Source organism: Nocardia noduli (genome assembly GCF_019038455.1).
GTDB lineage: Bacteria > Actinomycetota > Actinomycetes > Mycobacteriales > Mycobacteriaceae > Nocardia > Nocardia noduli.
Genome location: NZ_JAFMPL010000066.1, coordinates 1 through 20230, shown reverse-complemented (window position 1 = coordinate 20230; position 20230 = coordinate 1). Strand labels below are relative to the sequence as shown.

23 protein-coding genes are annotated in these 20230 nt (G+C 68.5%); 13 read left to right on the top strand and 10 right to left on the bottom strand.

Translation table 11 applies throughout. The features are described 5' to 3' along the window. Window positions 1-19: 19 nt before the first annotated feature. Together JZ792_RS27520 and JZ792_RS27515 are read left to right on the top strand one after the other, a co-directional pair. The gene (locus tag JZ792_RS27520) at window positions 20-340 is read left to right on the top strand and encodes a hypothetical protein (RefSeq protein ID WP_216914847.1); all 321 of its coding nucleotides are present in this window, start codon (window positions 20-22) and stop codon (window positions 338-340) included. An 82-nt stretch (window positions 341-422) separates the two neighbouring features. Then, entirely contained in the window at window positions 423-935 is a 513-nt protein-coding gene (locus JZ792_RS27515) for a GNAT family N-acetyltransferase (RefSeq protein WP_216914845.1), read from the top strand. A 14-nt stretch (window positions 936-949) separates the two neighbouring features. Here JZ792_RS27515 and JZ792_RS27510 read toward each other — a convergent pair whose 3' ends face one another. After that, window positions 950-1600, bottom strand: coding sequence for an ACT domain-containing protein (locus JZ792_RS27510; protein WP_216914843.1), 651 nt, complete (start codon window positions 1598-1600; stop codon window positions 950-952). A gap of 277 nt (window positions 1601-1877) precedes the next feature. Between JZ792_RS27510 and gatC the strand changes: the two genes are divergently transcribed. Together gatC and gatA are read left to right on the top strand one after the other, a co-directional pair. Continuing rightward, window positions 1878-2177 carry an Asp-tRNA(Asn)/Glu-tRNA(Gln) amidotransferase subunit GatC gene (gene gatC, locus JZ792_RS27505; RefSeq protein ID WP_109528547.1) on the top strand — a complete coding sequence of 100 codons (300 nt, stop codon included), beginning with the start codon at window positions 1878-1880 and terminating at the stop codon, window positions 2175-2177. Window positions 2178-2188: 11 nt separating this feature from the next. Beyond that, window positions 2189-3679, top strand: coding sequence for an Asp-tRNA(Asn)/Glu-tRNA(Gln) amidotransferase subunit GatA (gene gatA / locus JZ792_RS27500; RefSeq protein WP_216914841.1), 1491 nt, complete (start codon window positions 2189-2191; stop codon window positions 3677-3679). Window positions 3680-3725: 46 nt separating this feature from the next. Here gatA and JZ792_RS27495 read toward each other — a convergent pair whose 3' ends face one another. Beyond that, window positions 3726-4403 (bottom strand): ANTAR domain-containing protein, encoded by a 678-nt coding sequence (locus JZ792_RS27495; RefSeq protein ID WP_216914895.1) that lies wholly within the window; start codon window positions 4401-4403, stop codon window positions 3726-3728. Between the two features lie 204 nt (window positions 4404-4607). On the opposite strand from JZ792_RS27495, the gene JZ792_RS27490 reads away from it, so the two are divergent. The 4 genes from JZ792_RS27490 (at window position 4608) to JZ792_RS27475 (ending at window position 8960) form a co-directional block, all read left to right on the top strand. Then, window positions 4608-5504, top strand: a complete 897-nt coding sequence (locus JZ792_RS27490) for an STAS domain-containing protein (RefSeq protein WP_109528113.1) — start codon at window positions 4608-4610, stop codon at window positions 5502-5504. Window positions 5505-5644: 140 nt separating this feature from the next. Continuing rightward, window positions 5645-6925, top strand: a complete 1281-nt coding sequence (locus tag JZ792_RS27485; RefSeq protein WP_254190440.1) for a PP2C family protein-serine/threonine phosphatase — start codon at window positions 5645-5647, stop codon at window positions 6923-6925. After that, entirely contained in the window at window positions 6922-8520 is a 1599-nt protein-coding gene (locus JZ792_RS27480; protein ID WP_216914839.1) for a sensor histidine kinase, read from the top strand. The genes JZ792_RS27485 and JZ792_RS27480 overlap by 4 nt, the downstream gene beginning before the upstream one ends. After that, window positions 8517-8960, top strand: a complete 444-nt coding sequence (locus JZ792_RS27475; protein ID WP_216914837.1) for a response regulator — start codon at window positions 8517-8519, stop codon at window positions 8958-8960. Before JZ792_RS27480 ends, JZ792_RS27475 begins: the two co-directional genes overlap by 4 nt. Window positions 8961-8986: 26 nt before the next feature. On the opposite strand, the gene JZ792_RS27470 is transcribed toward JZ792_RS27475, so the two are convergent. Continuing rightward, the gene (locus JZ792_RS27470) at window positions 8987-9337 is read right to left on the bottom strand and encodes an STAS domain-containing protein (RefSeq protein WP_216914834.1); all 351 of its coding nucleotides are present in this window, start codon (window positions 9335-9337) and stop codon (window positions 8987-8989) included. Between the two features lie 247 nt (window positions 9338-9584). On the opposite strand from JZ792_RS27470, the gene JZ792_RS27465 reads away from it, so the two are divergent. Both JZ792_RS27465 and JZ792_RS27460 read left to right on the top strand, forming a co-directional pair. Beyond that, entirely contained in the window at window positions 9585-10010 is a 426-nt protein-coding gene (locus JZ792_RS27465; protein WP_216914832.1) for an ATP-binding protein, read from the top strand. After that, window positions 10000-10821 (top strand): RNA polymerase sigma factor SigF, encoded by an 822-nt coding sequence (locus JZ792_RS27460; protein WP_216914830.1) that lies wholly within the window; start codon window positions 10000-10002, stop codon window positions 10819-10821. Before JZ792_RS27465 ends, JZ792_RS27460 begins: the two co-directional genes overlap by 11 nt. Here JZ792_RS27460 and JZ792_RS27455 read toward each other — a convergent pair. From JZ792_RS27455 to JZ792_RS27430, 6 genes are all read right to left on the bottom strand, one after another. Further along, window positions 10792-11772: a sensor histidine kinase gene (locus JZ792_RS27455; RefSeq protein WP_216914828.1), complete on the bottom strand. Its 981-nt coding sequence runs from the start codon at window positions 11770-11772 to the stop codon at window positions 10792-10794. The genes JZ792_RS27460 and JZ792_RS27455 overlap by 30 nt on opposite strands. 112 nt (window positions 11773-11884) lie before the next feature. Then, a complete protein-coding gene (locus JZ792_RS27450; protein ID WP_254190439.1) occupies window positions 11885-12340 on the bottom strand; it encodes an ATP-binding protein in 456 nt (151 codons plus the stop codon). Between the two features lie 169 nt (window positions 12341-12509). After that, window positions 12510-13184 carry a S1 family peptidase gene (locus tag JZ792_RS27445; RefSeq protein WP_308165483.1) on the bottom strand — a complete coding sequence of 225 codons (675 nt, stop codon included), beginning with the start codon at window positions 13182-13184 and terminating at the stop codon, window positions 12510-12512. Between the two features lie 64 nt (window positions 13185-13248). Then, window positions 13249-13695 (bottom strand): SRPBCC domain-containing protein, encoded by a 447-nt coding sequence (locus JZ792_RS27440; protein WP_216914826.1) that lies wholly within the window; start codon window positions 13693-13695, stop codon window positions 13249-13251. Between the two features lie 84 nt (window positions 13696-13779). Then, window positions 13780-15123, bottom strand: coding sequence for an alpha/beta-hydrolase family protein (locus JZ792_RS27435; protein WP_216914824.1), 1344 nt, complete (start codon window positions 15121-15123; stop codon window positions 13780-13782). After that, the gene (locus tag JZ792_RS27430) at window positions 15120-15893 is read right to left on the bottom strand and encodes a hypothetical protein (protein WP_216914822.1); all 774 of its coding nucleotides are present in this window, start codon (window positions 15891-15893) and stop codon (window positions 15120-15122) included. Before JZ792_RS27430 ends, JZ792_RS27435 begins: the two co-directional genes overlap by 4 nt. Window positions 15894-16061: 168 nt before the next feature. Here JZ792_RS27430 and JZ792_RS27425 point away from each other — a divergent pair, with 168 nt between their 5' ends. Next, window positions 16062-17279 (top strand): sensor histidine kinase, encoded by a 1218-nt coding sequence (locus JZ792_RS27425; protein WP_254190438.1) that lies wholly within the window; start codon window positions 16062-16064, stop codon window positions 17277-17279. A 65-nt stretch (window positions 17280-17344) separates the two neighbouring features. Then, window positions 17345-18010: a response regulator gene (locus tag JZ792_RS27420; protein ID WP_216914820.1), complete on the top strand. Its 666-nt coding sequence runs from the start codon at window positions 17345-17347 to the stop codon at window positions 18008-18010. A 7-nt stretch (window positions 18011-18017) separates the two neighbouring features. Here the strand turns inward: JZ792_RS27420 and JZ792_RS27415 are convergent, their stop codons facing one another. Continuing rightward, complete coding sequence (locus tag JZ792_RS27415) at window positions 18018-18851, bottom strand: serine hydrolase (RefSeq protein WP_216914885.1); 834 nt, start codon at window positions 18849-18851, stop codon at window positions 18018-18020. A 363-nt stretch (window positions 18852-19214) separates the two neighbouring features. On the opposite strand from JZ792_RS27415, the gene JZ792_RS27410 reads away from it, so the two are divergent. Continuing rightward, window positions 19215-20230 (top strand): serine/threonine-protein kinase (locus tag JZ792_RS27410; protein WP_216914818.1); only part of this gene is annotated, 1016 nt, incomplete at its 3' end.

The window sequence follows — 20230 nt, the reverse complement described above, 5'->3', positions numbered from 1 at the left end:
GACCCATAGAGTGGTCGGCATGGTGGAGATCGCGATGTTGGTGATCATGGCCACGCTGCTGGTGGCGATGATCGTGCTGTATCGGCGCGGCAGGGGCGGGCCGAAGTACCCGGCGACGCCGGAGCGTGGTTCGCTGCACGTCACCGGGGTGAGTCCGCGCCCGGACGCCGAGGGCGAGCAGTTCGTGACGATCACGGGCAACCTCGCCGGTCCGTCGGTGCCGGACCAGGTCGTCTACGGGCGGTTCGTCTGGGACGTGAACAGCTGGCCCGCTATCGGCGAGGAGATTCCGGTGGTCTACCCGGCGGGTAAACCGGACCGCTGGCAGATCGCGCGGTAGGCAACCCGACTGTTCTCTCGGGTGAGGGCCTCCGCCGGGTGCGGGTACGGGACGGTCCGGCGCGTGGTGGCAGGATGCGGTTATGGGTGAGAACGACGCCGACGTCGCTGTCCGGACGGCGAGCGTCGCCGAATACGACGCGGTCGGAGAGCTGACGGTCGAGGTCTACGTGGGCGAGGGTTACGTCCGCGCGGACACCCCGTACGCGGCGCAACTGGCCGATGCCCGGCATCGGGGCGCGGCGGCGCAGATCCTCGTCGCCGTCCACGCGGGGCGCGTCGTCGGATCGCTGACCGTGGCTCGGCCCGGCACCGACTACGCGGAGATCGCGCGTGCGGGTGAACTCGAGTTCCGCATGCTCGCCGTCTCGAAGGCGGCACGCGGGCTCGGGGCGGGAACCGCGTTGGTGCGCACCGTGATCGAGACGGCGGCGGCCGAGGGGTTCCACGCGGTCGTCCTCACCACGATGCCCGCCATGGCCGAAGCCAGGCGCATCTACGACCGCTACGGGTTCGTCCCGGTCCCCGAGCGGGACCGGACGACCGACACCGGCGAGGATCTCACCGTGCTGCGGCTGGAACTGCCCGCCGCGTAAGGGATTCGAGGCGTTCAGCCCAGTACCGTGGCCACTATTCCGGCGAGATAGCCGAGCCGCGCGACCTCCGAGGGCCGGAAATCCGGTCCGCCCGGCCTGCCGAGCATCAGCACCTTCCCGCTGGTGCCGAGCGGCGCGGCGGCGAGTTTGGTGTCCATATCGCGCCAGATCTGCGGAACCCATTCGGATTCGGGATCGAGCACCGCGGGCTTGTCCAGCGGCATCCACGGCGCCGAACCCGCCTGGGTCTCCGGCGCGCTCTGACTGCCGACCACCCGGTACGCGCCCTGCGGGCCCATATCGATGATCGTGCTCCAGCCGACCCGGAGCACCCGGGGAACGCCGTCGACCAGCACCTGCATCCGATCGTCGCGGGCGCTGGCCACCTGGTCGATCAATTCGAGTTCGCGATGGGTGTCGAGCACACCGGAATACGGGCGGATGGAATCCACGTGGACGTCGCCGATGGATTCGGCGGCGGTGATCAGGGTGTCCGGGAGGGCGTTGGGTGGCACCTCGACGACGAGATCGTCGACGGCGAAACCCGCACCGCGTTCGACGACGTCCAGCGAGAGGATATCCGCGCCGACGGAACCGAGTGCGAGTGCGAGTGCGCCGAGGCTTCCCGGGCGATCCGGAAGTTGCACGCGGAGCAGATATGACACGCGCGTTCCTTTCCTCTTGCCGGCCGAGCGTGGTCGCTGGATACCCGGTCTGGCAATCTTTACACCCCCGGGCTTCGGTTATCGACCCGAAGTACGGCCAGTGAGGTACGCCACGCAGAAAAATCGCGCGCCCTCGGCGTGTCACTCTAGTTGAAAGGGTGTGTCGCCGCACGGCGGGCGCGAACGCAGGGGGACGCGCAGCGCCCGCTAGGCTGTTCGATGGCCGAATTCTCCAGGCCGATTCTCCATGCTCGACGATGCCGAAAGGGGTCCCGCGGTGCCCGCCATCTCCCGCGACGAGGTCGCACACCTCGCCCGGCTGTCCCGGCTCGCGCTGTCCGATACCGAACTGGATCAGTTCGCCGGTCAGCTGGATTCGATTCTGAGTCACGTCCGGACCATCTCCGAGGTCGCCGCCGCGGATGTCCCGCCCACTTCCTCGCCGAATCCGGCCACCAACATCACCCGCCGCGACGAGGTGGTTCCATGCCTGACCCCGGAACAGGCGCTCTCGGGCGCTCCGGCGCAGGAGGAGCAGCGGTTCATGGTTCCGCAGATTCTTGGAGAGGGCGAATGAGCAGAGGGCGAATGAGCGCGGCACCGGGCGGCAGCGGCGTGATCACCTCGACGGCGGCCGAACTCGCCGCGCGGATCCACGCGCGCGAGATCACCTCGGTCGAGGTCACCCAGGCGTATCTGGACCGCATCGCCGAGGCGGACGGCGCCATCCACGCCTTCCTGCACGTCTCGGGCGAGCAGGCACTGACCGCGGCGGCCGAAGTCGACGCCGCGCTGGCCGAGGGCAAGGCCCCGGCTTCGCCGCTGGCCGGAGTTCCGTTGGCGCTCAAGGACGTCTTCACCACCACCGACGCGCCGACCACCTGCGCCTCCAAGATTCTGGAGGGCTGGGTCTCGCCCTACGACGCGACCCTGACCACCAGGTTGCGCGCCGCGGGCATCCCGATTCTCGGCAAGACCAATATGGACGAGTTCGCCATGGGCTCCTCCACCGAGAACTCGGCCTACGGCCCGACCAAGAACCCGTGGGACACCACGCGCATCCCCGGCGGTTCCGGCGGCGGTTCGGCGGCCGCCCTGGCGTCGAACCAGGCGCCGCTGGCCATCGGCACCGACACCGGCGGTTCCATCCGCCAACCCGCCGCGGTGACCGCGACGGTGGGCACCAAACCGACCTACGGCACGGTCTCGCGCTACGGCCTCGTGGCCTGCGCGTCCTCGCTGGACCAGGGCGGCCCCTGCGGACGCACCGTGCTCGACACCGCGCTGCTGCACGAGGTGATCGCGGGGTACGACCCGCGCGACTCCACCTCCCGCGATGTGCCGGTGCCGCCGGTGGTCGCGGCCGCGCGCGCGGGTGCGGCGGGTGACCTGCGCGGCGTGAAGGTCGGCGTCGTCAAGGAATTGCATTCCGACAGTTACCAATCGGGTGTGATCGGCTCCTTCGACGCGGCGGTCGCGGTGCTGAAGGAACTGGGCGCGGAGGTCATCGAGGTCTCCTGCCCGAATTTCGAATACGCCCTCTCGGCGTACTACCTGGTCATGCCGAGCGAGGTGTCGTCGAACCTGGCTCGTTTCGACGCCATGCGCTACGGCCTGCGCGTCGACGACGACGGCAAGCACAGCGCCGAACAGGTGATGGCGGCCACCCGCGCCGCCGGATTCGGCCCGGAAGTCAAGCGCCGCATCATGATCGGCACCTACGCGCTGTCGGCGGGCTATTACGACGAGTACTACGGCCAGGCGCTCAAGGTGCGCACGCTGATCACCCGCGATTTCGACAGGGCCTACGAACAGGTCGATGTGCTCGTCTCGCCGACGAGTCCGTTCACCCCGTGGAAACTGGGCGAGAAGGTCGACGATCCGCTGGCCATGTACCTCTCGGACCTGTGCACCCTGCCCACCAACCTGGCCGGTCACCCCGCCATGTCGGTGCCTTCGGGACTCAGCGCCGACGACGGCCTGCCGGTCGGATTCCAGATCATGGCGCCCGCCCTGGCCGACGATCGCCTCTACCGGGTCGGCGCCGCCTACGAAGCGGCGCGCGGACCCATCGCCTGACGAAACGCGGTCCCCTTCGCTCCGGTCACGGCGCGGAGGGGATGCGCTATTCGCCTCGCGCGCCGATTCTTTCGTGCACCGTGAGCAGCAGGTGATCGAATCGGGTCTGGACGTGCGCGGCCGGGCCGGGCAACGTGTCCAGGTCGATCAGCAATTGCGCGGCCAGGTCGCGGAGTTTGGTGTTGGTCTCCTGTGAACGCCAGCGCAGGACGTCGAACGCCTGGTCATCGGTGATCCGGTAGACGTAGCGCAGGATGCCTTTGGCCTGTTCGATCGCCGCGCGGGCTTCCGGCGGCCCGGCGTCCTGCTGCTCGATTGCCCGTCGCTGTTCCTCGTCGCGGGCGTCGGTGAGGTCGATGTAGTACCCGGCGGTCCCGACGACCACGCCGTCCTCGAGCAGCTGATCGGCCAGCACGATCACCTCGTGCGCCGTGCCCGCGATATCGACGATGCGATGGCGGCTACAGAACGCCTGCCCGTTCGCGACCGCGTCGGCGATCACCGCGGCCACATGGTCGCGATCCTCGGGATGTTTGTGCGAGAGCAGCAGTTCGGTCGTCGGCAGGGCCTCGCCGAGGGCGTAGCCGTGCATGGCGGCCACCTCGTCGGACCAGTCCCACCGTTGGTCGGCGAAGCGGAATCCGAACCGGCCCGCGGTCAGTCGCAGGCCACCGCCGAGCACGCGGTCGACGTCCTCGGTGATACCTTCGGCGGATTCCGTCATATCGGTCACCAATCGAGTATGCCCGTGGGGTGGAAACGGCTGCTCACCGGTCCGCGTACGAACGCGAGTTCGAAACACGCGGGGTTCGTCGTGCACGCGCTCGTGGCGACGGCTACGCTACGTCAGCCCTTCATGGGAGCTGCGCTCCGAGGGGTATCGCTGATCCGGAAAGGCCGGGTAATCCAGGTGTTGGTAGGCGGAACCATGGAGACGGTTTCGGAGGTGGCCGGCGCGGGCTTGTTGTCCGAGCTGGTGGAACACCTGCGACAGAACCGTACGGTGTTGCGCGAGGAGTGGGCGCGTCGGATCACCGAGGCCGAATTGCTGACGGCCATGTCGCCGGAGGAGATGTTCTCCGAAGCCACCTCGGTCTACGACAACTACGTCGCGGTCCTGGAGACCGGCAGCGTGGAGGCCCTGCGTGACTACGCGCGCGACCTGTCCGAGCGCATCGTTCCGCGCGGTGTGGAGACCGACGAGGTCGTCGGCATCGTCCTGCTGCTCCGCGATGTGCTCGCCCGCTCGCTGTTCGAGAAGTACCAGTCCGATTTCGAACTGCTCAACAACGTGCTCGACGCCTACGAGCCCGCCGCCAACCGGATCGCCAACACCGTCGGCGTGAGTTTCGTCGAGGAACGCGAACGCATCATCCGCCAGCAGCAGGAAGCCATCCGGGAACTGTCCACCCCGGTGCTCCAGGTGCGCGAGCAGTTGCTGATCCTGCCGATCATCGGCGTGCTCGACGGTCAGCGCGCCCGCCAGCTGACCGAACAGCTGCTCGGCGCGATCCGCGCCAACCGCGCCAAGGTCGTGGTGATCGACATCACCGGCGTGCCGACGATCGATTCCACCGTCGCCAACCATCTCGTGCAGACGGTCGAGGCCTCCGGTCTGATGGGCGCGAGTGTGATCATCACGGGGCTGTCCTCGGAGATCGCGCTCACCCTGGTGACCATCGGACTGGACCTATCGAAGATGAACGCGGTCGGTGACCTGCAGGGCGGAATCGAGGAGGCCGAGCGCCACCTCGGCTACGAAGTCAGCAGGACCTCGGATCTGTTCCGTTCCCAGACCGCCACCGAGCCACGTCTGCGTGCGTGATCGAACACCTCCCGTCGGGCGTCGTCTAGGGTTGCCCTGGTGCCCGTGTCCGCCCGCTGACGGCGGCCGCACGGCATCGCGAGCTCTGCCGCGTGCCACGACGGTGAGTATCCATCGCTGGACGAGAAGGAGATCGTGCGATGCTTTCCGGGCGTAAAGAGGGAATGGGCCGTGCAACGGCCGACCTCTCCGGATCGGAGACCACACTGGACCCCATCGGTGCCGGAGTGTGGCACAAGCCCGAGCCGCTGGTGCTCCTGGTCGAGGACGACGCCGCCGACGCGCTCCTGGTCGAGGAACTGATCGCCGACGGCGCTCCCGGGGTCCGGCTGGTGTGGGCGAATTCGATCGCCCAAGCCGGTGAACGGCTGGCCGAAGGCCTGCCCGACTGCGTCCTGCTCGATCTGAACCTGCCCGACGCCCACGGTCTGGACGCGCTCGCGAGCATCCACGACTACACCGACCAGGTCCCCGTCGTCGTGCTGACCGGCCTGGATCAGGAGCAGACCGGTCTGGCCGCCGTCGCCGCCGGTGCGCAGGACTATCTGGTCAAGGGCCGGGTGGAACCCGAATTATTCGGGCGCGCAATCCGTTACGCGATCCAGCGTAAGCAGACCGAACTCGCCGCCGCCGCACTGCGCCTGAGTCAGCTGCGGGCCGAGGAGAACGCGCGACTCGAGCGCGGGCTGCTCCCGAAACCGCTGTTACGCGGTGAGCGGGTGATCGACGTGGTGGCCCGCTACCGCCCGGGCCGGGTCAAAGCCCTGCTCGGCGGTGATTTCTACGACGTGGTCCAGCTCGCGGACGGCACCGTGCACGCGCTGATCGGTGATATCGCCGGGCACGGACCCGACGAGGCGGCGATCGGTGTCGCGCTCCGATTGGCGTGGCGCACACTGGTTCTGAGCGGGATCACCGGGCCGAGGCAACTGGGTCTGCTGGAAGAGGTGCTGCTCGCCGAACGCACCGGACGGCGCACCTTCGCCACCGTGACCACACTCGTACTCGATCCGGGCGCGCGCGCCGCGCGGGTGTTGCGCGCGGGCCATCACGGCATGTTCCTGTGCCGGGGCGGCGAGGTCGACATGATCGAGGTGCCGGGCGGACCCGCCCTCGGATTCCTTCCTGGACAGGCGAATTGGCCGGAACAGGAATTGCTGGTTCCGGTCGGGGCCGGGTTGATGCTGTTCACCGACGGCCTGTTCGAAGGGCATATCGGCCCCGGTTCCGAGCGCCTCGGCGAGGAGGGACTGCTGAACCTGGCGCGCGGCCTGAGCGGACCCGCGCCCGCGGATTTCGTCGACGCGTTGATCGAACAGGCCGAAGCGCTCGCCGCCGGACACGGCGGACTCGCCGACGACGTGGCCGTTCTGTACCTGCGGTGGAGTACCGAGCAGGGAACCGGGAGCGGCGGTCGATGATCTCGAGTTCGCCGAGACGCGGGCTCGCGGGCAGGCTGACGGTACAGACCTGGTTCCAGCTGGTTCTCGGACTGATGGCACTGCTGGTACTCGTGTCCACCGTCGCGGGCGCCGCGCTCATCGCGCAGACCAATCGGGTCGCCGACCGCCTGCTCGACTACGTCCAACCCGCCGCCACCGAGGCCTACCGCCTACAGACGGCCCTGGTCGATCAGGAGACCGGAATCCGCGGTTACGCCATCACCGCCGACCCCCAGTTCTTCACGCCGTATCTGGAAGGCCGAGCGCAGCAGGCACGGTCGACGGCGCGACTGCGCGAACTGCTGGCGGGCCGTCCCGCGCTGCTCGCCGATCTCGACGCGGTGGAAAGCGGCGCCGCGCTGTGGCGCGACACCTACGCCGAACCCCTCGCCGCCGGTGTCACACCGTCCACCGCGCGCCCGACGGTCCAGGCAGCGGTCGTGGCGCGGGGTAAGACCCTGTTCGACGAACTCCGGCTGCGGTTCACCGCGCAGAACGAGGGCCTGGCCGCCGTCGCGGACCGTGATCGCGACGAACTCCGACACGCGCGCGCGGTCCGCGACGTCGTGCTCACCGGCATGATCGTGGCCTTCCTGCTGACCAGCGTCGTGCTGACCGTGCTGATCCGGCGGCTGGTGGCCCGGCCCCTCGATGAGCTGGAGAAGGCCTCACTGCTGGTCGCCGGTGGTGACTTCGACCACCGCATCACCGCGCGCGGGCCGTCGGATCTCGCGACGGTCGCCGAGGCGGTCGAGAGTATGCGCCGTCGGATCGTCGCGGAACTGGCCTCGTCGCGGGTCCAGGAGACGCAGTTGGCGCGGCAGGCGGCCGATCTGGACTCGCAGACGGTCGAACTGCGCCGGTCCAACGCCGAACTCGAACAGTTCGCGTATGTGGCCTCCCACGACCTCCAGGAGCCGCTGCGCAAGGTGGCCTCGTTCTGCCAGTTGCTGGAGAAACGCTACGGCGATCAACTCGACGACCGGGCCAGGCAGTACATCGACTATGCGGTCGACGGCGCCAAACGGATGCAGGTCCTCATCAACGACCTGCTCACGTTCTCCCGCGTCGGCCGGATCAACGACCGCACCGAACCCGTCGCGCTCGACCACGCGCTCGGCAAGGCCGTCGACAATCTCGCCGCGGCGATCGAGGACACCGCGGCCACGATCGTCCGGCCCGAGACCCTGCCCGAGATCACCGGCGACCCGACACTGCTGGTCATGCTCTGGCAGAACCTGGTCGGCAACGCGATCAAATTCCGCAGCCCGGACCGCGCGCCGGTCGTGCGTATCGAACACGAGACCGACGCCGACGGTGTGCGGCAGTTCACGGTGGCCGACAACGGGATAGGTATCTCACCGGAGTTCGCCGACAAGGTGTTCGTCATCTTTCAACGCCTGCACAGCCGCGACGAATACAGTGGAACGGGGATCGGATTGGCACTGAGCAAGAAGATCGTCGAGTACCACGGCGGACGTATCAGGCTCGACACCGACTATTCCGGCGGCACCCGATTCGTTTTCACCCTCGCCGAGCCGACACCGTCATCCGAGAAGGAGTTCACTACGTGACCATCGAAGCCAGACCCATCGACATCCTGCTCGTCGAAGACGATCCGGGCGACGAACTGATGACGAGGGAGGCGTTCGAGGACAACCGGATCGGCAACACCCTGCATGTCGCGCACGACGGCGAGGAGGCGCTCGAATTCCTCTACCGCCAGGGCCCGCACGCCGATGCGCCGCGTCCCGACCTGATCCTGCTCGACCTCAACCTGCCGAAATACGATGGCAGGCAGGTGCTGGAGAAGGTCAAATCCGACCCGGATCTCGCGCATATCCCGGTCGTGGTGCTGACGACCTCCTCGGCCGAGGAGGACATCCTGCGCAGCTACAAATTGCACGCCAACGCCTACGTGACCAAACCGGTCGATCTGGATCAGTTCATCGCGGCCATCAAGCAGATCGACGATTTCTTCGTCCAGGTGGTCCGGCTGCCGCAGCGACGGTGATCGTCGCGCGGCGGCCGGAGCCACGCTCAGTTCGCGTCGACGGCGCGATCCACGGTGTCGAAGACGGCGAGCAGTTTGTCCAGACCGGTCACCTCGATCGGCCTGCGCACCTGATCCGAGGCCACCACCCTGAGTCCGCCCGAGGGCGCCGCCTCGGTGGCGACGAGCAGCACGCTCAGTCCGGCGGATCCGAAGAAACCGACACCGGACAGGTCGACGACCAGCACCGGAGGCTGCTCGCGCAACGCCTCGTCGATGGCCGACTGCAACTGCGGCGCGGAGGCCACGTCGACTTCACCACTCACCGTGAGCACCGCCGTCGAGCCGACGGAGGTGCGTTCCACCTCGAGGAGCAGGTGCTTACCCTCGGCGCTCATCGGGCCGTCACCCGCGCGTCGCGCGTGCCGGAACCAATGCGCACGTCCGGTGCGCTCACGGTCGCGTTCACTGCACTACCTCCGCTGCCGATCGAACCTCTGCCGAATCCGAATGCGGCGCAGAGGATGAGCCTTCGTGGTCAACTTACCCGACTCCGGGCCACCGTATGCCCCTGGTTCTGTTCCCCGGCGAGACAGAGTTATTCTGGCCGCCCCGGAGGCTCTACATCTCGATGAGGCGGTAGCAATGGCAGAGTGGACCACGGATAACTCGACCACGATCGAGGTCCGAGTGCCCGCGCAGCTCGAACAACTGGCCATGCTGCGTGCCCTCGTCGAAACCGTGGCCTTCATGGCGGATTTCGCCGTGGACGAGGTCACCGACATCCGGTTGGCGCTGGACGAGATCGCGACCGGACTCATTCTCGACGCGGTGCCCGATTCGACCATCGACTGTCGGTTCACCTACCACGACGCCGCCGCCATGCGGGTGCGGGTGCATTCGGTCTCGGCATCGCAGACTCCGCCCAGTCAGGACAGTTTCGGCTGGCATATCGTGCGCACGCTGACCCGGTCGGTCAACGCGACGCAGACCGAGTTCGACGCGGCCCGCAGCGGCTATCCGGTGGTCGTCGACTTCGAATGGGCGCGCGGCGGCACCGATGGCCGATAGCGCCGAACCGCGCTCGAGACCGGAGCAGCGTCGAAGTCATTCGGGTACCGAGAGTTACGACAACCTGGAACCGATGTTCGCCCGGCTCGCGGAGTTCGACCCCGACGATCCGGCCCGTGCCGCGTCGCGTCAGGACATCATCGAGCGCTGCCTTCCGCTGGCGGCCAATATCGCCCGCCGGTTCTCCGGCCGCGGCGAGAATTACGACGACCTGTTGCAGATCGCCCGCGTCGGCATGGTCCAGGCGGTCGACCGATTCGATCCGTCCTACGGCGCCTCGTTCCTCTCCTTCGCGGTGCCGACCATCATGGGCGAGGTCAGGCGGCATTTCCGCGATCACACCTGGGCCGTGCGGGTACCGCGCAGGCTCAAGGAGATCCAGCAGACCATCGGACCGGCGACCGAGAAACTGACCCACGAACTGGGCCGGATGCCGCGGGCACGAGAGATCGCCGAGGAGATCGGCGCGGATCTGAACGAGGTCACCCAGGCGCTGATCGCCAGGAACGCCTACCAGAGCACGCCGATCGATCCCACCCCCGAGGGCGGCGATTCCGACAACACCCCCGCCTCGGTGCTCGACACGCTGGGGGCCGACGACACGAACTACGATTCGGTCGAGGACTACCTGGCCGTCCGCCCGCTCATCGCCGCGCTTCCCGAACGGCAGCGGCAGGTGCTGGTCTGGCGCTTCTTCGATTCGCTGACGCAGATCGAGATCGCCGAGCGACTCGGCTGTTCGCAGATGCAGGTCTCGCGGATTCTCACCAAGACCCTGAGTTCACTGCGCGAGCAGGCGATGCGCGACTGATCGCTGGGCCGAGGTGAGCGCCATCATCGCGTACTGGGTGGTGCCGTCCGGGGCGGCGTGCGTGCGAACCAGATCGCAGAGCCGGTGCACGAGCAGCAGACCCCGGCCGCCGATCACCCCGGCGCGTGCGGGTCTGCGCCCGGCGAGCGCGTCGTCGAAACGTCCGAAGTCGTGCACTTCGCAGACGAGGTGGTCGCCGTCGGTCCACAGCCGGACCGTCGACGGCCCTTTACCGTGGCACAGGCTGTTGGTGGCCAACTCGGTCACGATCAATTCCAGATCGCCCAGTCGCGCGTCGTCGAATCCGAGGCGTTTGCCGTGTTCGGCGGCCCACCGGCGCGCGGTGCCCATATCGGCGAATTCGGCGACGGTGAGTTCCGCCGCGCCCTCCGGTGTCGGGATCGGCCGGTTGTGGCGCTCGATCACGGCGCCCGGGTCGTAATCCGGGCTGGCGGTGCGGCGGTGGCCCCGCCAGAGCGTCGGGTGGGAGGCATTGGCGTCGGCGATGACCTCGGCGCCGAGCGCGGCGAGATCGTAGGGACAGACGATCGTCACCTCGCGTCCGGCGAACGCGGGATTGATCAGGGCCTCGTGCTGGGCGCAGGCGGGGTACTCGAGTTCGGTCCGTCCCGCCCAGACGGGTTCGCCGATGATGCGGACGTGCGCGCCGGGATGTTCGTCGGCGAAGGCGCGCAGCACCGTCGCGATGATCCGGCCGGGATTGCGGCCTTCCCGCTCCATCTCGACCCACGTCACCTCCGGCGCCGAATCGCCCAGCGCCGCGCGCAACAGCCGGAGTTTGGCGTCGGGCACCGCGACGGCGACCGGTTCACCGAGGGCGAGGCCTTCGCGAATGAAGGGAACCAGGGCCGCCAGGTACTCGTCGTCGCCGTCGTAGAACAGGGCCGGGTGCGAGAATTCGCGGGTCGCGCCGGTTTCGGTGACGGTCATGGGGTGTCCGTTACGTGGGTATCGAGCCAGTGTTGCCTCTGTCACCGTATCCTCCCATCTCGCCGATGTGGGCGACGCACCGCCGCGACGGTGCGCGAACCCGCGCTCGGCCTCAGTCCTGATCACCACGGTCGATGCTCTCGTTCGTCGTCGGTGCGCCTCGCCGCCAATCGAATTCGACATGGGTCGGATATCCGGAGACGGTGATGTCGAACGGCTCCTGGCTGGCGGTGGCGTCATGGGTGAGCGTGCGGACGATGCGCCACGCGAAATCGCGTTGTGTCACCCCGCGATTCGCCCAGGCCGCGGAGTCGACCTCGACCGACATGCGGTCCTTGTCGTAGGTGAAGCGGCAGTCGATCATCGATCCTGGCACCGCGTCGACGACGAGTGCTGTCGCCACCTCGTTGAGGACGAGCCGGATATCGGCGATGTCCTCGGGACGGAATTCGGCATCGACGGTCACCGCGTCCGCGAGTGCCCGCATCAAAGCGAGGTGTTCGCGCCGTGCCGGTACCTGGATTCGGACGGTGGTCGTGTCGGACAGGGTTTCCGAAGCCGATTGCATGTCTACCTCACCACCTATTACCCGCCGACCCCGAATATCGGGCGGCTGCCCGGCCCGGAACCTCTGGTTCACTGGAAGAATCGGTCGATATCTTGTCGGTCGATTACCCCGTCACATGTGATCGAATCGTGTGCTCCACGTCCCTTTCGCGCCGGTCGCCGACATGCGGTCAGATCGGTCGGAATCCGGCTCCGACCTCGGGTCCGGCATTCAGGTCGGCGACGACGGCATGGATATCGGTGCCCATTTCCGGCCCGAAACAACCCACGCCGTAATACGCGTTGACCATTCCGACCAGGGTGCTGCCGACGACGATCGGCGCTCCCGAATCCCCTTCGAGGACGCAGAGCTGAGTCCAGGTCCTGCTCTCGGGTCCGGCGAGATCACCCCAGGTGACCCCGCAGGTATTGCCGGTGGTCCGGCCTTTCTTGCACACCACGTTCGGGAATTGCGCCGGTGCGCCGATATCGGCGATGGACAGCGTGCCGACCCGATTCACCGGACTGATCCGATCCGGATCGAACGCGATGACGGCATAGTCCAATGCGTGATTCGTCCGAACGAATCTGCCGACCACGCCCTGATCCGGATCCGCCTCGGCCGACACCGCGGCCCCCGGCTCACCGCAATGCCCGGCGGTCAGCCCGACCAACCGGCCCGCGGCGTCGTAGCCCACGGTGGTCAGCGTGCAGGTGGCCCGCTGATCGATCACTATTCCCGAGCCGCCGCCGACGGCCGGGGGTTCGTCCCGCGCGGCCGCCGGGCCCGCGCCGAGTGCGGCTGCCGCGACGGCGAGCGCGAAGACGGCGGGCAGGGTCGTTTTTCTCGAATGCGTCGCTCCCACATTCGTGCGGGTGCCCGACCGGGACGGTGTCAAACGGCGTCGGGTCCGATCGGCCCGGGGGCTCTCAGCCGGTGCGCAGGGATTCGGCCCTGAGCTGGATCCCGGCCGTCATCCCCTCGAAACCGTGGCGCAGATTACGGCCGAGGATCGCGGCGACGACGGGATGCAGCCAGCCGTCGAGTTCGAAATGGGATTCGTAGCGGGTGCGGTGCTCTCCGGCCGGGGTGACGGTGTGCGAGCGCAGGCTGCGCAGGGCGCCCGCCGGTACCGGCTTCATCGAGTAGCTCAGTTCGCGGCCGGGAATGTTGGTGCGGATCCATTCGCGCTGTTTACGCGGGGCCGAGCCGATGACGGTGACGAGCATATCGATCGGCGCTCCCGGTTCGAGGGTGCTCTCGCACCGTTTCACGAACGGATTCCACTCGCCGTAGCGCGGGAGATCGGTGATCACCTGCCACACCAGGTCGGCGGGAGCGTCGATGTAGACCGCGGCGTCGATGACAAAGCCCATGGGAGAAAATTAGAACAAGTTCTACTCGGGGGCAAGGTTCGATGTAGTAGTACCCCTCAGTTGTTGCCCCTCAGTAGTTGCCCCTCAGCAGTCGCCCATACTCGTGCCCTGGTCGGTGCCGTAGCGGTGGCCGTGGCCGGTCGGCGCGTCGAGAGCCGACAGCAGGTCGGCGGTGGTCTGGACGAAACTCAGCACCGGCAGCCAGGCCGGAATCGGTGCGTCGACCCGGACGTCGTCGAGGTCGGGGGCGCGCCAGAGCAGCGACGGCGACCAGTGCACCACCGGGTCCGAGCTGTTGGCCAGGATCGTCGCGCGGCCGTGGTGCACATCGCCCGCGGGCGGACCGGCCCACAGCGCGGCGCAGGTCCGACGGTCCTGATCGGCGTCGTCGGTGAACAGCGCACTGCCGCCCAGCGCCCCGAGACTCTGCCCGTAGACGAACAGTCGCGGCGGGTGGGCGCTGCCGGCGAGACGCCGCTCGATCGCGGTGAACAGCGCGCGGGCCGAGGAAGTGGCCCCCTCACGGCCGAAGATGAATGTCGCCCAGCTCGGCGCGAAGGAGTACTGCAAGCCGACCAGCGCGACATCGTCGCCGAAACGTTCGGCGAACCCGGCGGCCGCGTCGGCGTCGATCCATCCCGAGCCGGTGGGGACGGTGACGACGATATTGCCGCGCCGGAAACCGCCGGACCGCTCCAGTTCCGCGAGCGCGAGCGCCACCCTGGCGTCGAGATCCGGCGCCGATTCGAGTCCCACGTAGACGCGGATCGGCCCGTCGGGTCCGTCCGCGACGAATCTGCGCCCCTGGCTGCCCAGCGAGGACCAGCTCACGGCGGACGTGGCGGTACCCGATCTGCCGGACGACACCGGCGGCGTCACCGTGGGATCGACCGTGGCGTTGGCCGCCGCGTAGACGCCGTAGCGCCATTCGGCCACCGTCGGCGCGACGATCGCACCGCCGAGGACCGCCGCCGCGACCGTGACCGCGACGCCGCGCGCCGCACCGAGCCGTCGCAGTACTCGACCGACACCGCGTGCGAATCCGAGGCCGAGCCCGGCGATCAGCGCGGCGCCCACTCCGCAGCGCACCCAGTACCCGGGGCCGATGGGCGCGGTGCCCATCGCGGCCCGCAGGCCGTTCTGCCAGTGGCCCGCCTGCGCGACCGCGGCGACCACGAGCACGACGGTGAGCGCGAGTAACGGTCCACGGTAGGCGGCGAAGTGGACATCGGTGTCGAAACCCTTGCGGCGCACCGTGAAACGGACGAGTCCGGCGACGCCGAGTGCTATCGCGACGAGCAGTCCGGTGAGAATCGCCTGCGCGCCCGACGTGCGGGGGAGCAGTCCCGGGGACAGCGAGGCCAGTACGCCCGCACCGGCCGCGAGCGTGGTCCCGATCCGTGGGCGTAGCAGCCGAGCCCGATTCATGCCGGTACTCCCACCGCGGCGAACCGCGTCGGCTCGCTCGTGGCGATCCCACGCCGCGTCGCGTCGAGCAGGAACCGCAGCAGAACCGCCAAACCGGCGACGCCCAGCCCGATGGTCCCCACCAGCCACCCGCTCACTCTCGAGCCCGCGAACAGCGATTCGACCACCGGTGCGCCGTAGTGCTGACGGCGTGAATTCAGATCCACCGCCACGTCGGCGATATCGGCCATGGTGCGGCAACGCGCCTGTCCGACCGTTCCGGTGCGGTCCGCGCACGCCTGCCGCATCCGCAGGTCGAGCGTGGCGTCGATAGCCTGGCGGGCCCACGGGCCGAGCGGTTCGCCGTGCAGGTCCGCGTAGCGCAGCAGGTCGTAGCCGAGATCGTGCGCCTTGCACGCGATATCGAATTCGGCGGGCAGCGGGACCGGCGAGGAGCAGTCGCCGCCGGGATTCACCAGCAGACCGTCGATCGTGCTCGGCCGGTACCCGAATACCGAGGTGAAATCGTCGGGCAGGGCGAACACGCCGGTTCCGGAGCCGGTGATCGCGGCGACGGCCCGGGTGGCCGAGGTGTTCTCGACGGCGGGCGGCCGGTCGACGGTGACGGCTCCCGTCACCGGGGCCAGGGTGACCGTGGCGGTGATCGCCGTCAGCGCGACGGCCGTCACCGCCGCGCAGCGCCGCACGACGGCGCTGGGGGTGGCGGCAGCCCGGGTGTGGACCCGGTCGGATCCGGGGTTCACCCGTCGTGCGGTGCTCGAGGTGCTCATGGTCCTCGACGCTAGGAATCGCGCGCACCCGCGGGCGTCCCGCCGCGGTCCGGTTCGTCGCGCCCGCCACCGGGGGAGCGCCCCTGTCGCCTCACCCCGGGGTACGGGGAGCGAATTCACCCACGGGTATGAGGCGCGGGATCGGGCGGGGTTTCTACTGTCGTAGTCATGGAACAGCGAAGCCGTGCCTGGTTCAGGATGATGAGCGCACGGATGTGGATCGATGTGTGCACCGTGGTCACGGCACTCGTGCTGTTTTCGGTCGCGTGGCCGACACTGCACGTCACCCATGTGGTTCCGGTGGCGGTGCAGCCGTTCATCGCCGCGTTGGCGGTCTTCCCGATCCTGCTCGTGCGGGTCAACCCGGCGTTGGGCTGGGCCATCTCGGCCGGATCGGCGCTGGTGATCGCGTTGGCGATACCGCATCAGCCCGGCAGCGACCTGCCGTTCCAGGTGGTGCAGATCCTGTCGCTGATCGCGTTGCTGTTCGCGGTGGGTCTGCGCGCGTCCATGCAGATCGTCGCGATCGCCTGGTTCGCCACCTCGCTGCTGTTCGCGACCACCACCTCCGGTGAGGGGGTGAGCGCGGCGTGGGGCTGGCCGATCGCCCTGTCCGCGGTGGTGCTGTTCGCGCTGCTGGTCCGCTGGCTGGTGTCCTCGCGCGTGCAATTGCTGCGCCAGGAGGAGGAGACCGAACTCGAACGCGCCCGCCGCGCGATTCTGGAGGAGAAGGCTCGGATCGCCCGTGACCTGCACGACGTGATCGCCCACCACATGTCGCTGGTCGTGGTGCAGGCGCAGACGGCGCCCTACCGCGTCGAGGGCGTCACCCCGGCCGCGCGCGCGGAATTCGACTCCATCGGCGCGACCGCGCGCGAGGCGTTGAACGAGATCAGGGGCATGCTCGGCGTGCTGCGCAGCGACGGTCAACTGCCGGAAACCGCGCCGCAGCCCAAGGCCGCCGAGGTGGTCGGCCTGTTCGAGGGCGCACGGCGCGCGGGCGTCTCGATCGAGTGGACCGTGAACGGCGACTTGGAGACGATCGGCGAGACGACCGGTCTCGCGCTGTATCGGATCGCGCAGGAATCGCTGTCGAACGCCTCGCGTCACGCGCTCGGCGCGCCGGTCCGGGTGCTGATCGTCCGCGATCTCGACCTGACGTTGCGGGTCACCAACGCCGCGGGCACCGAATCCGCGCGTCCGGTCGGCAACGGTGGTCACGGAATCGCGGGTATGCGGGCCCGCGCTCTCGCCGTCGGCGGTGAGGTGATCGCGGGCCCGAACACGGACGGCGGTTTCGTGGTCGAGGCCCGGCTGCCGCTCGGTCCCGGCACACTCGACCCGGTGCGCGTACCGGACGATATGCCGGCCGTCCGGTCCGCCTAGGAGGTCGGGGACGGTCACGGCGACGGCGGAACGCGGTGTCGAACAGCGGGCCTTACGCTGGGCGCGTGGCTATTACGGTTTTGATCGCCGACGACCAGGCGATGGTGCGCCAGGGATTCGGCGCCCTGCTCGCCGCCCAATCGGATATCAGCGTGGTGGGCGACGCGGCGGACGGGAAGATCGCGGTGGCCGAGGCCAAGCGGTTACGCCCCGACGTGGTGCTGATGGATGTCAGGATGCCGGAGATGAACGGCCTCGACGCCGCCCGAGCCATCCTGGCCGCCGGATTCGATCCGCCGGTGCGCGTCCTCATGCTCACGACCTTCGACATCGACGACTACGTGTACGAGGCGCTGAGCATCGGCGCCAGCGGATTCCTGCTGAAGGACGCGCCCGCCGAGGAATTGGTGCGCGCGGTCCGGGTCGTCGCCGACGGGCAGGCGCTGCTCGCGCCCACCGTCACCCGCAGGCTGATCGCCGACGTCACCCGTCGCCGCACCGCGACCCGGGCCAAACCGACCCCCGCGCTCACCTCGCTGACCCCGCGCGAACGCGAAGTACTGGAACTGATCGCGCGTGGCATGTCCAATATCGAGATCGCGGAAAGTCTCTTCGTCGCCGAACAGACCGTGAAAACCCATGTGTCGAAGGTCTTCTCGAAACTCGGTCTGCGCGACCGAGCCCAGGCCGTCGTCCTGGCCTACGAATCGGGGCTGGTGACCCCCGGCTGATCGGCGCTCAGCGCGAACAGTCGCCGCCGCGCAATTCCTCGCGATGCCGGTCGAGCAGACGGGCCAGCCGGTCCAGCAGCAGGGTGGCGTCGTCGTAGGTGCCGGATTCGGCCTGCGCGGCGACGGCGACGGCGACCTGCCCGGAAGGAGTGGGGATCAGGCCGAACTGGCGGACCGTGTACACCCCGGTGTCGTCGTCGGGACCCCAGCCGCCCTTGAATTCGGCGCCGTCGATGGTGCCCAGGCCCCAGCCCTGTTCGGGTGTGATCTCGCCCATGAGTCTGGTCACCTCACCGGTCTGGGACAGGCACGGCAGTTTGGAGGCGAAACGCGCCTGCTCGGTCAGCGTCCATTCGGTCGAACCGAACGAGGTGTAGTCCAGGGTGGTGCGCGGACCTGCGAGTCCGGTGGTGCGATCGCCCGCTTCGTCGAGCACGTCCTGCACCGCCTGCGCCGCCTCCAAGCCGTCGCCGAGTGACTGCCACAGCGCTTCGGCCGCGCCGTTGTCGGAATAGGTGATCGCCGCCTCCGCGTCGCCGCGCGCGCCCTCGGGATCGTGGCGCAACGCGGCGATGGCGAGCGGGACCTTGATCGTCGACCAGGCGATCCCGGTCGTCCAGTCGCCGAAGACCGTCATCCGGCCACCACCGACCGGCATGATCGCCACGCCGACCTGCCCGGCCAGCATCGGCTGCAACTGGGTGAAATCGGCGGCGAGCGATCCCGGCCTGGCGACCGACCAACCCGAACGCCATGTCCCACCGGAACTCAGGGTCACCGCCGGTGCGCCGGACGCGTCGTTGTGCTGTGGGAACAGCGCGCAGGACGCCAGAGTGAGCATCACCAATACAGCGGTACCGCGCAGTACCGATCGAGGGACATGAAAGTTTCGAGCCGTCTTCACCACCGCGTCCTCCCCACCACCAGCGCATCGCGGAGCCATCGGCGGTGAAACACTCCTCATCTCGCCGACCCGCAAGAATGCCGGACGGCGGGAACATCCTCGTGCGTTTCGCGAATCGCGAACGCGTCGACGACGTCCCTCTCCTAGTTTTCCCGATAATCGCGAAGATTTCGAAATCCCGAGGTGACGCGGTCGACGGGTAGGCTCGGAAGGTGCGTTCGGCTCCGGAACTCGTACGCGGTGAAGAGCGGTCGCGCACTCGCTACGCTTCTCTGTGCTGGTTCACGGAAGGGGGCGGCGTTGATCGACAGCGGTGAAGTGTTCGCGGGATACACCGTCGAGCGACTGCTCGGTCAGGGCGGCATGGGATCGGTGTACCTGGCACGCCATCCGCGGTTCTCCCGCCAGACCGCGCTGAAACTGCTGAATCCGAACCTCTACACCGACAACGAGGTGCGCGCCAGGTTCGAACGCGAGGCCGACCTCGCCGCGCAACTGGACCACCCGAGCATCGTCACCGTGTACGACCGTGGTTCCGAGAACGGCCAACTCTGGATCGCCATGCAGTACATCGACGGCGTCGACGCGGCGACGGTGAATCCGATGACCCTGCCGCCGGAACGCGCCGTGCAGATCATCGAGGGTGTCGCCGACGCGCTGGACTACGCGCACGGCATGGGGGTCCTGCACCGCGACGTCAAACCGGCCAACATCATGCTGGCCCGTTCCAGCGTGGGGCAGGGCGAGCGGGTCTTCCTCACCGATTTCGGAATCGCCCGGCTGCGCGAGGATTCGACCCACCTCACCCAGACCGGCATGTTCACCGCAACGCTCGCCTACGCCTCGCCCGAACAGATGACTGGCGGCCACCTCGATCCGCGCACCGACCAATACGCGCTGGCCTGCGCGCTGTACTGGCTGCTCGCCGGCGTCGGCCCCTTCGACGCCGACAACCCCGCCGACATCATCCACGGACACCTCCAACTCGCCCTCCCTCCACTGGCCGTGCGCCGCCGCGGCCTGAACCCCGCGTTGGACGCGGTCCTCGCCGCGGGCATGGCCAAACGTCCCGAACATCGATACAACACCTGCGCCGAATTCGCCGCCGCCGCCAAACACGCCCTCACCACCACGTCCGGGCCCCGCCTGCCGACGCCGCCACCCGGTGCCGTGCGCGGGAATCCGGTTGTGCCGCCGCAGCATCCCGGTGCGTATCCCGCACCCGCGCAACAGTTTCCGCCCGCCGCCCCGGTGTACCCGGCTTCTCCGCAGCCGGGGGGTCCGTACGCGGGTGCCCCACATCCCGCGGCCCCACC

Bases quoted from the DNA above. Each gene is read 5' to 3' on its own strand.
- JZ792_RS27520 (WP_216914847.1), top strand. From the start codon at position 20: ATGGTGGAGATCGCGATGTTGGTGATCATGGCCACGCTGCTGGTGGCG.
- JZ792_RS27515 (WP_216914845.1), top strand. From the start codon at position 423: ATGGGTGAGAACGACGCCGACGTCGCTGTCCGGACGGCGAGCGTCGCC.
- gatA (WP_216914841.1), top strand. From the start codon at position 2,189: ATGAGCGCGGCACCGGGCGGCAGCGGCGTGATCACCTCGACGGCGGCC.
- JZ792_RS27495 (WP_216914895.1), bottom strand. From the start codon at position 4,403: ATGACGGAATCCGCCGAAGGTATCACCGAGGACGTCGACCGCGTGCTC.
- JZ792_RS27490 (WP_109528113.1), top strand. From the start codon at position 4,608: ATGGAGACGGTTTCGGAGGTGGCCGGCGCGGGCTTGTTGTCCGAGCTG.
- JZ792_RS27485 (WP_254190440.1), top strand. From the start codon at position 5,645: ATGCTTTCCGGGCGTAAAGAGGGAATGGGCCGTGCAACGGCCGACCTC.
- JZ792_RS27480 (WP_216914839.1), top strand. From the start codon at position 6,922: ATGATCTCGAGTTCGCCGAGACGCGGGCTCGCGGGCAGGCTGACGGTA.
- JZ792_RS27470 (WP_216914834.1), bottom strand. From the start codon at position 9,337: ATGAGCGCCGAGGGTAAGCACCTGCTCCTCGAGGTGGAACGCACCTCC.
- JZ792_RS27465 (WP_216914832.1), top strand. From the start codon at position 9,585: ATGGCAGAGTGGACCACGGATAACTCGACCACGATCGAGGTCCGAGTG.
- JZ792_RS27460 (WP_216914830.1), top strand. From the start codon at position 10,000: ATGGCCGATAGCGCCGAACCGCGCTCGAGACCGGAGCAGCGTCGAAGT.
- JZ792_RS27455 (WP_216914828.1), bottom strand. From the start codon at position 11,772: ATGACCGTCACCGAAACCGGCGCGACCCGCGAATTCTCGCACCCGGCC.
- JZ792_RS27450 (WP_254190439.1), bottom strand. From the start codon at position 12,340: ATGCAATCGGCTTCGGAAACCCTGTCCGACACGACCACCGTCCGAATC.
- JZ792_RS27440 (WP_216914826.1), bottom strand. From the start codon at position 13,695: ATGGGCTTTGTCATCGACGCCGCGGTCTACATCGACGCTCCCGCCGAC.
- JZ792_RS27435 (WP_216914824.1), bottom strand. From the start codon at position 15,123: ATGAATCGGGCTCGGCTGCTACGCCCACGGATCGGGACCACGCTCGCG.
- JZ792_RS27430 (WP_216914822.1), bottom strand. From the start codon at position 15,893: ATGAGCACCTCGAGCACCGCACGACGGGTGAACCCCGGATCCGACCGG.
- JZ792_RS27425 (WP_254190438.1), top strand. From the start codon at position 16,062: ATGGAACAGCGAAGCCGTGCCTGGTTCAGGATGATGAGCGCACGGATG.
- JZ792_RS27415 (WP_216914885.1), bottom strand. From the start codon at position 18,851: ATGCTCACTCTGGCGTCCTGCGCGCTGTTCCCACAGCACAACGACGCG.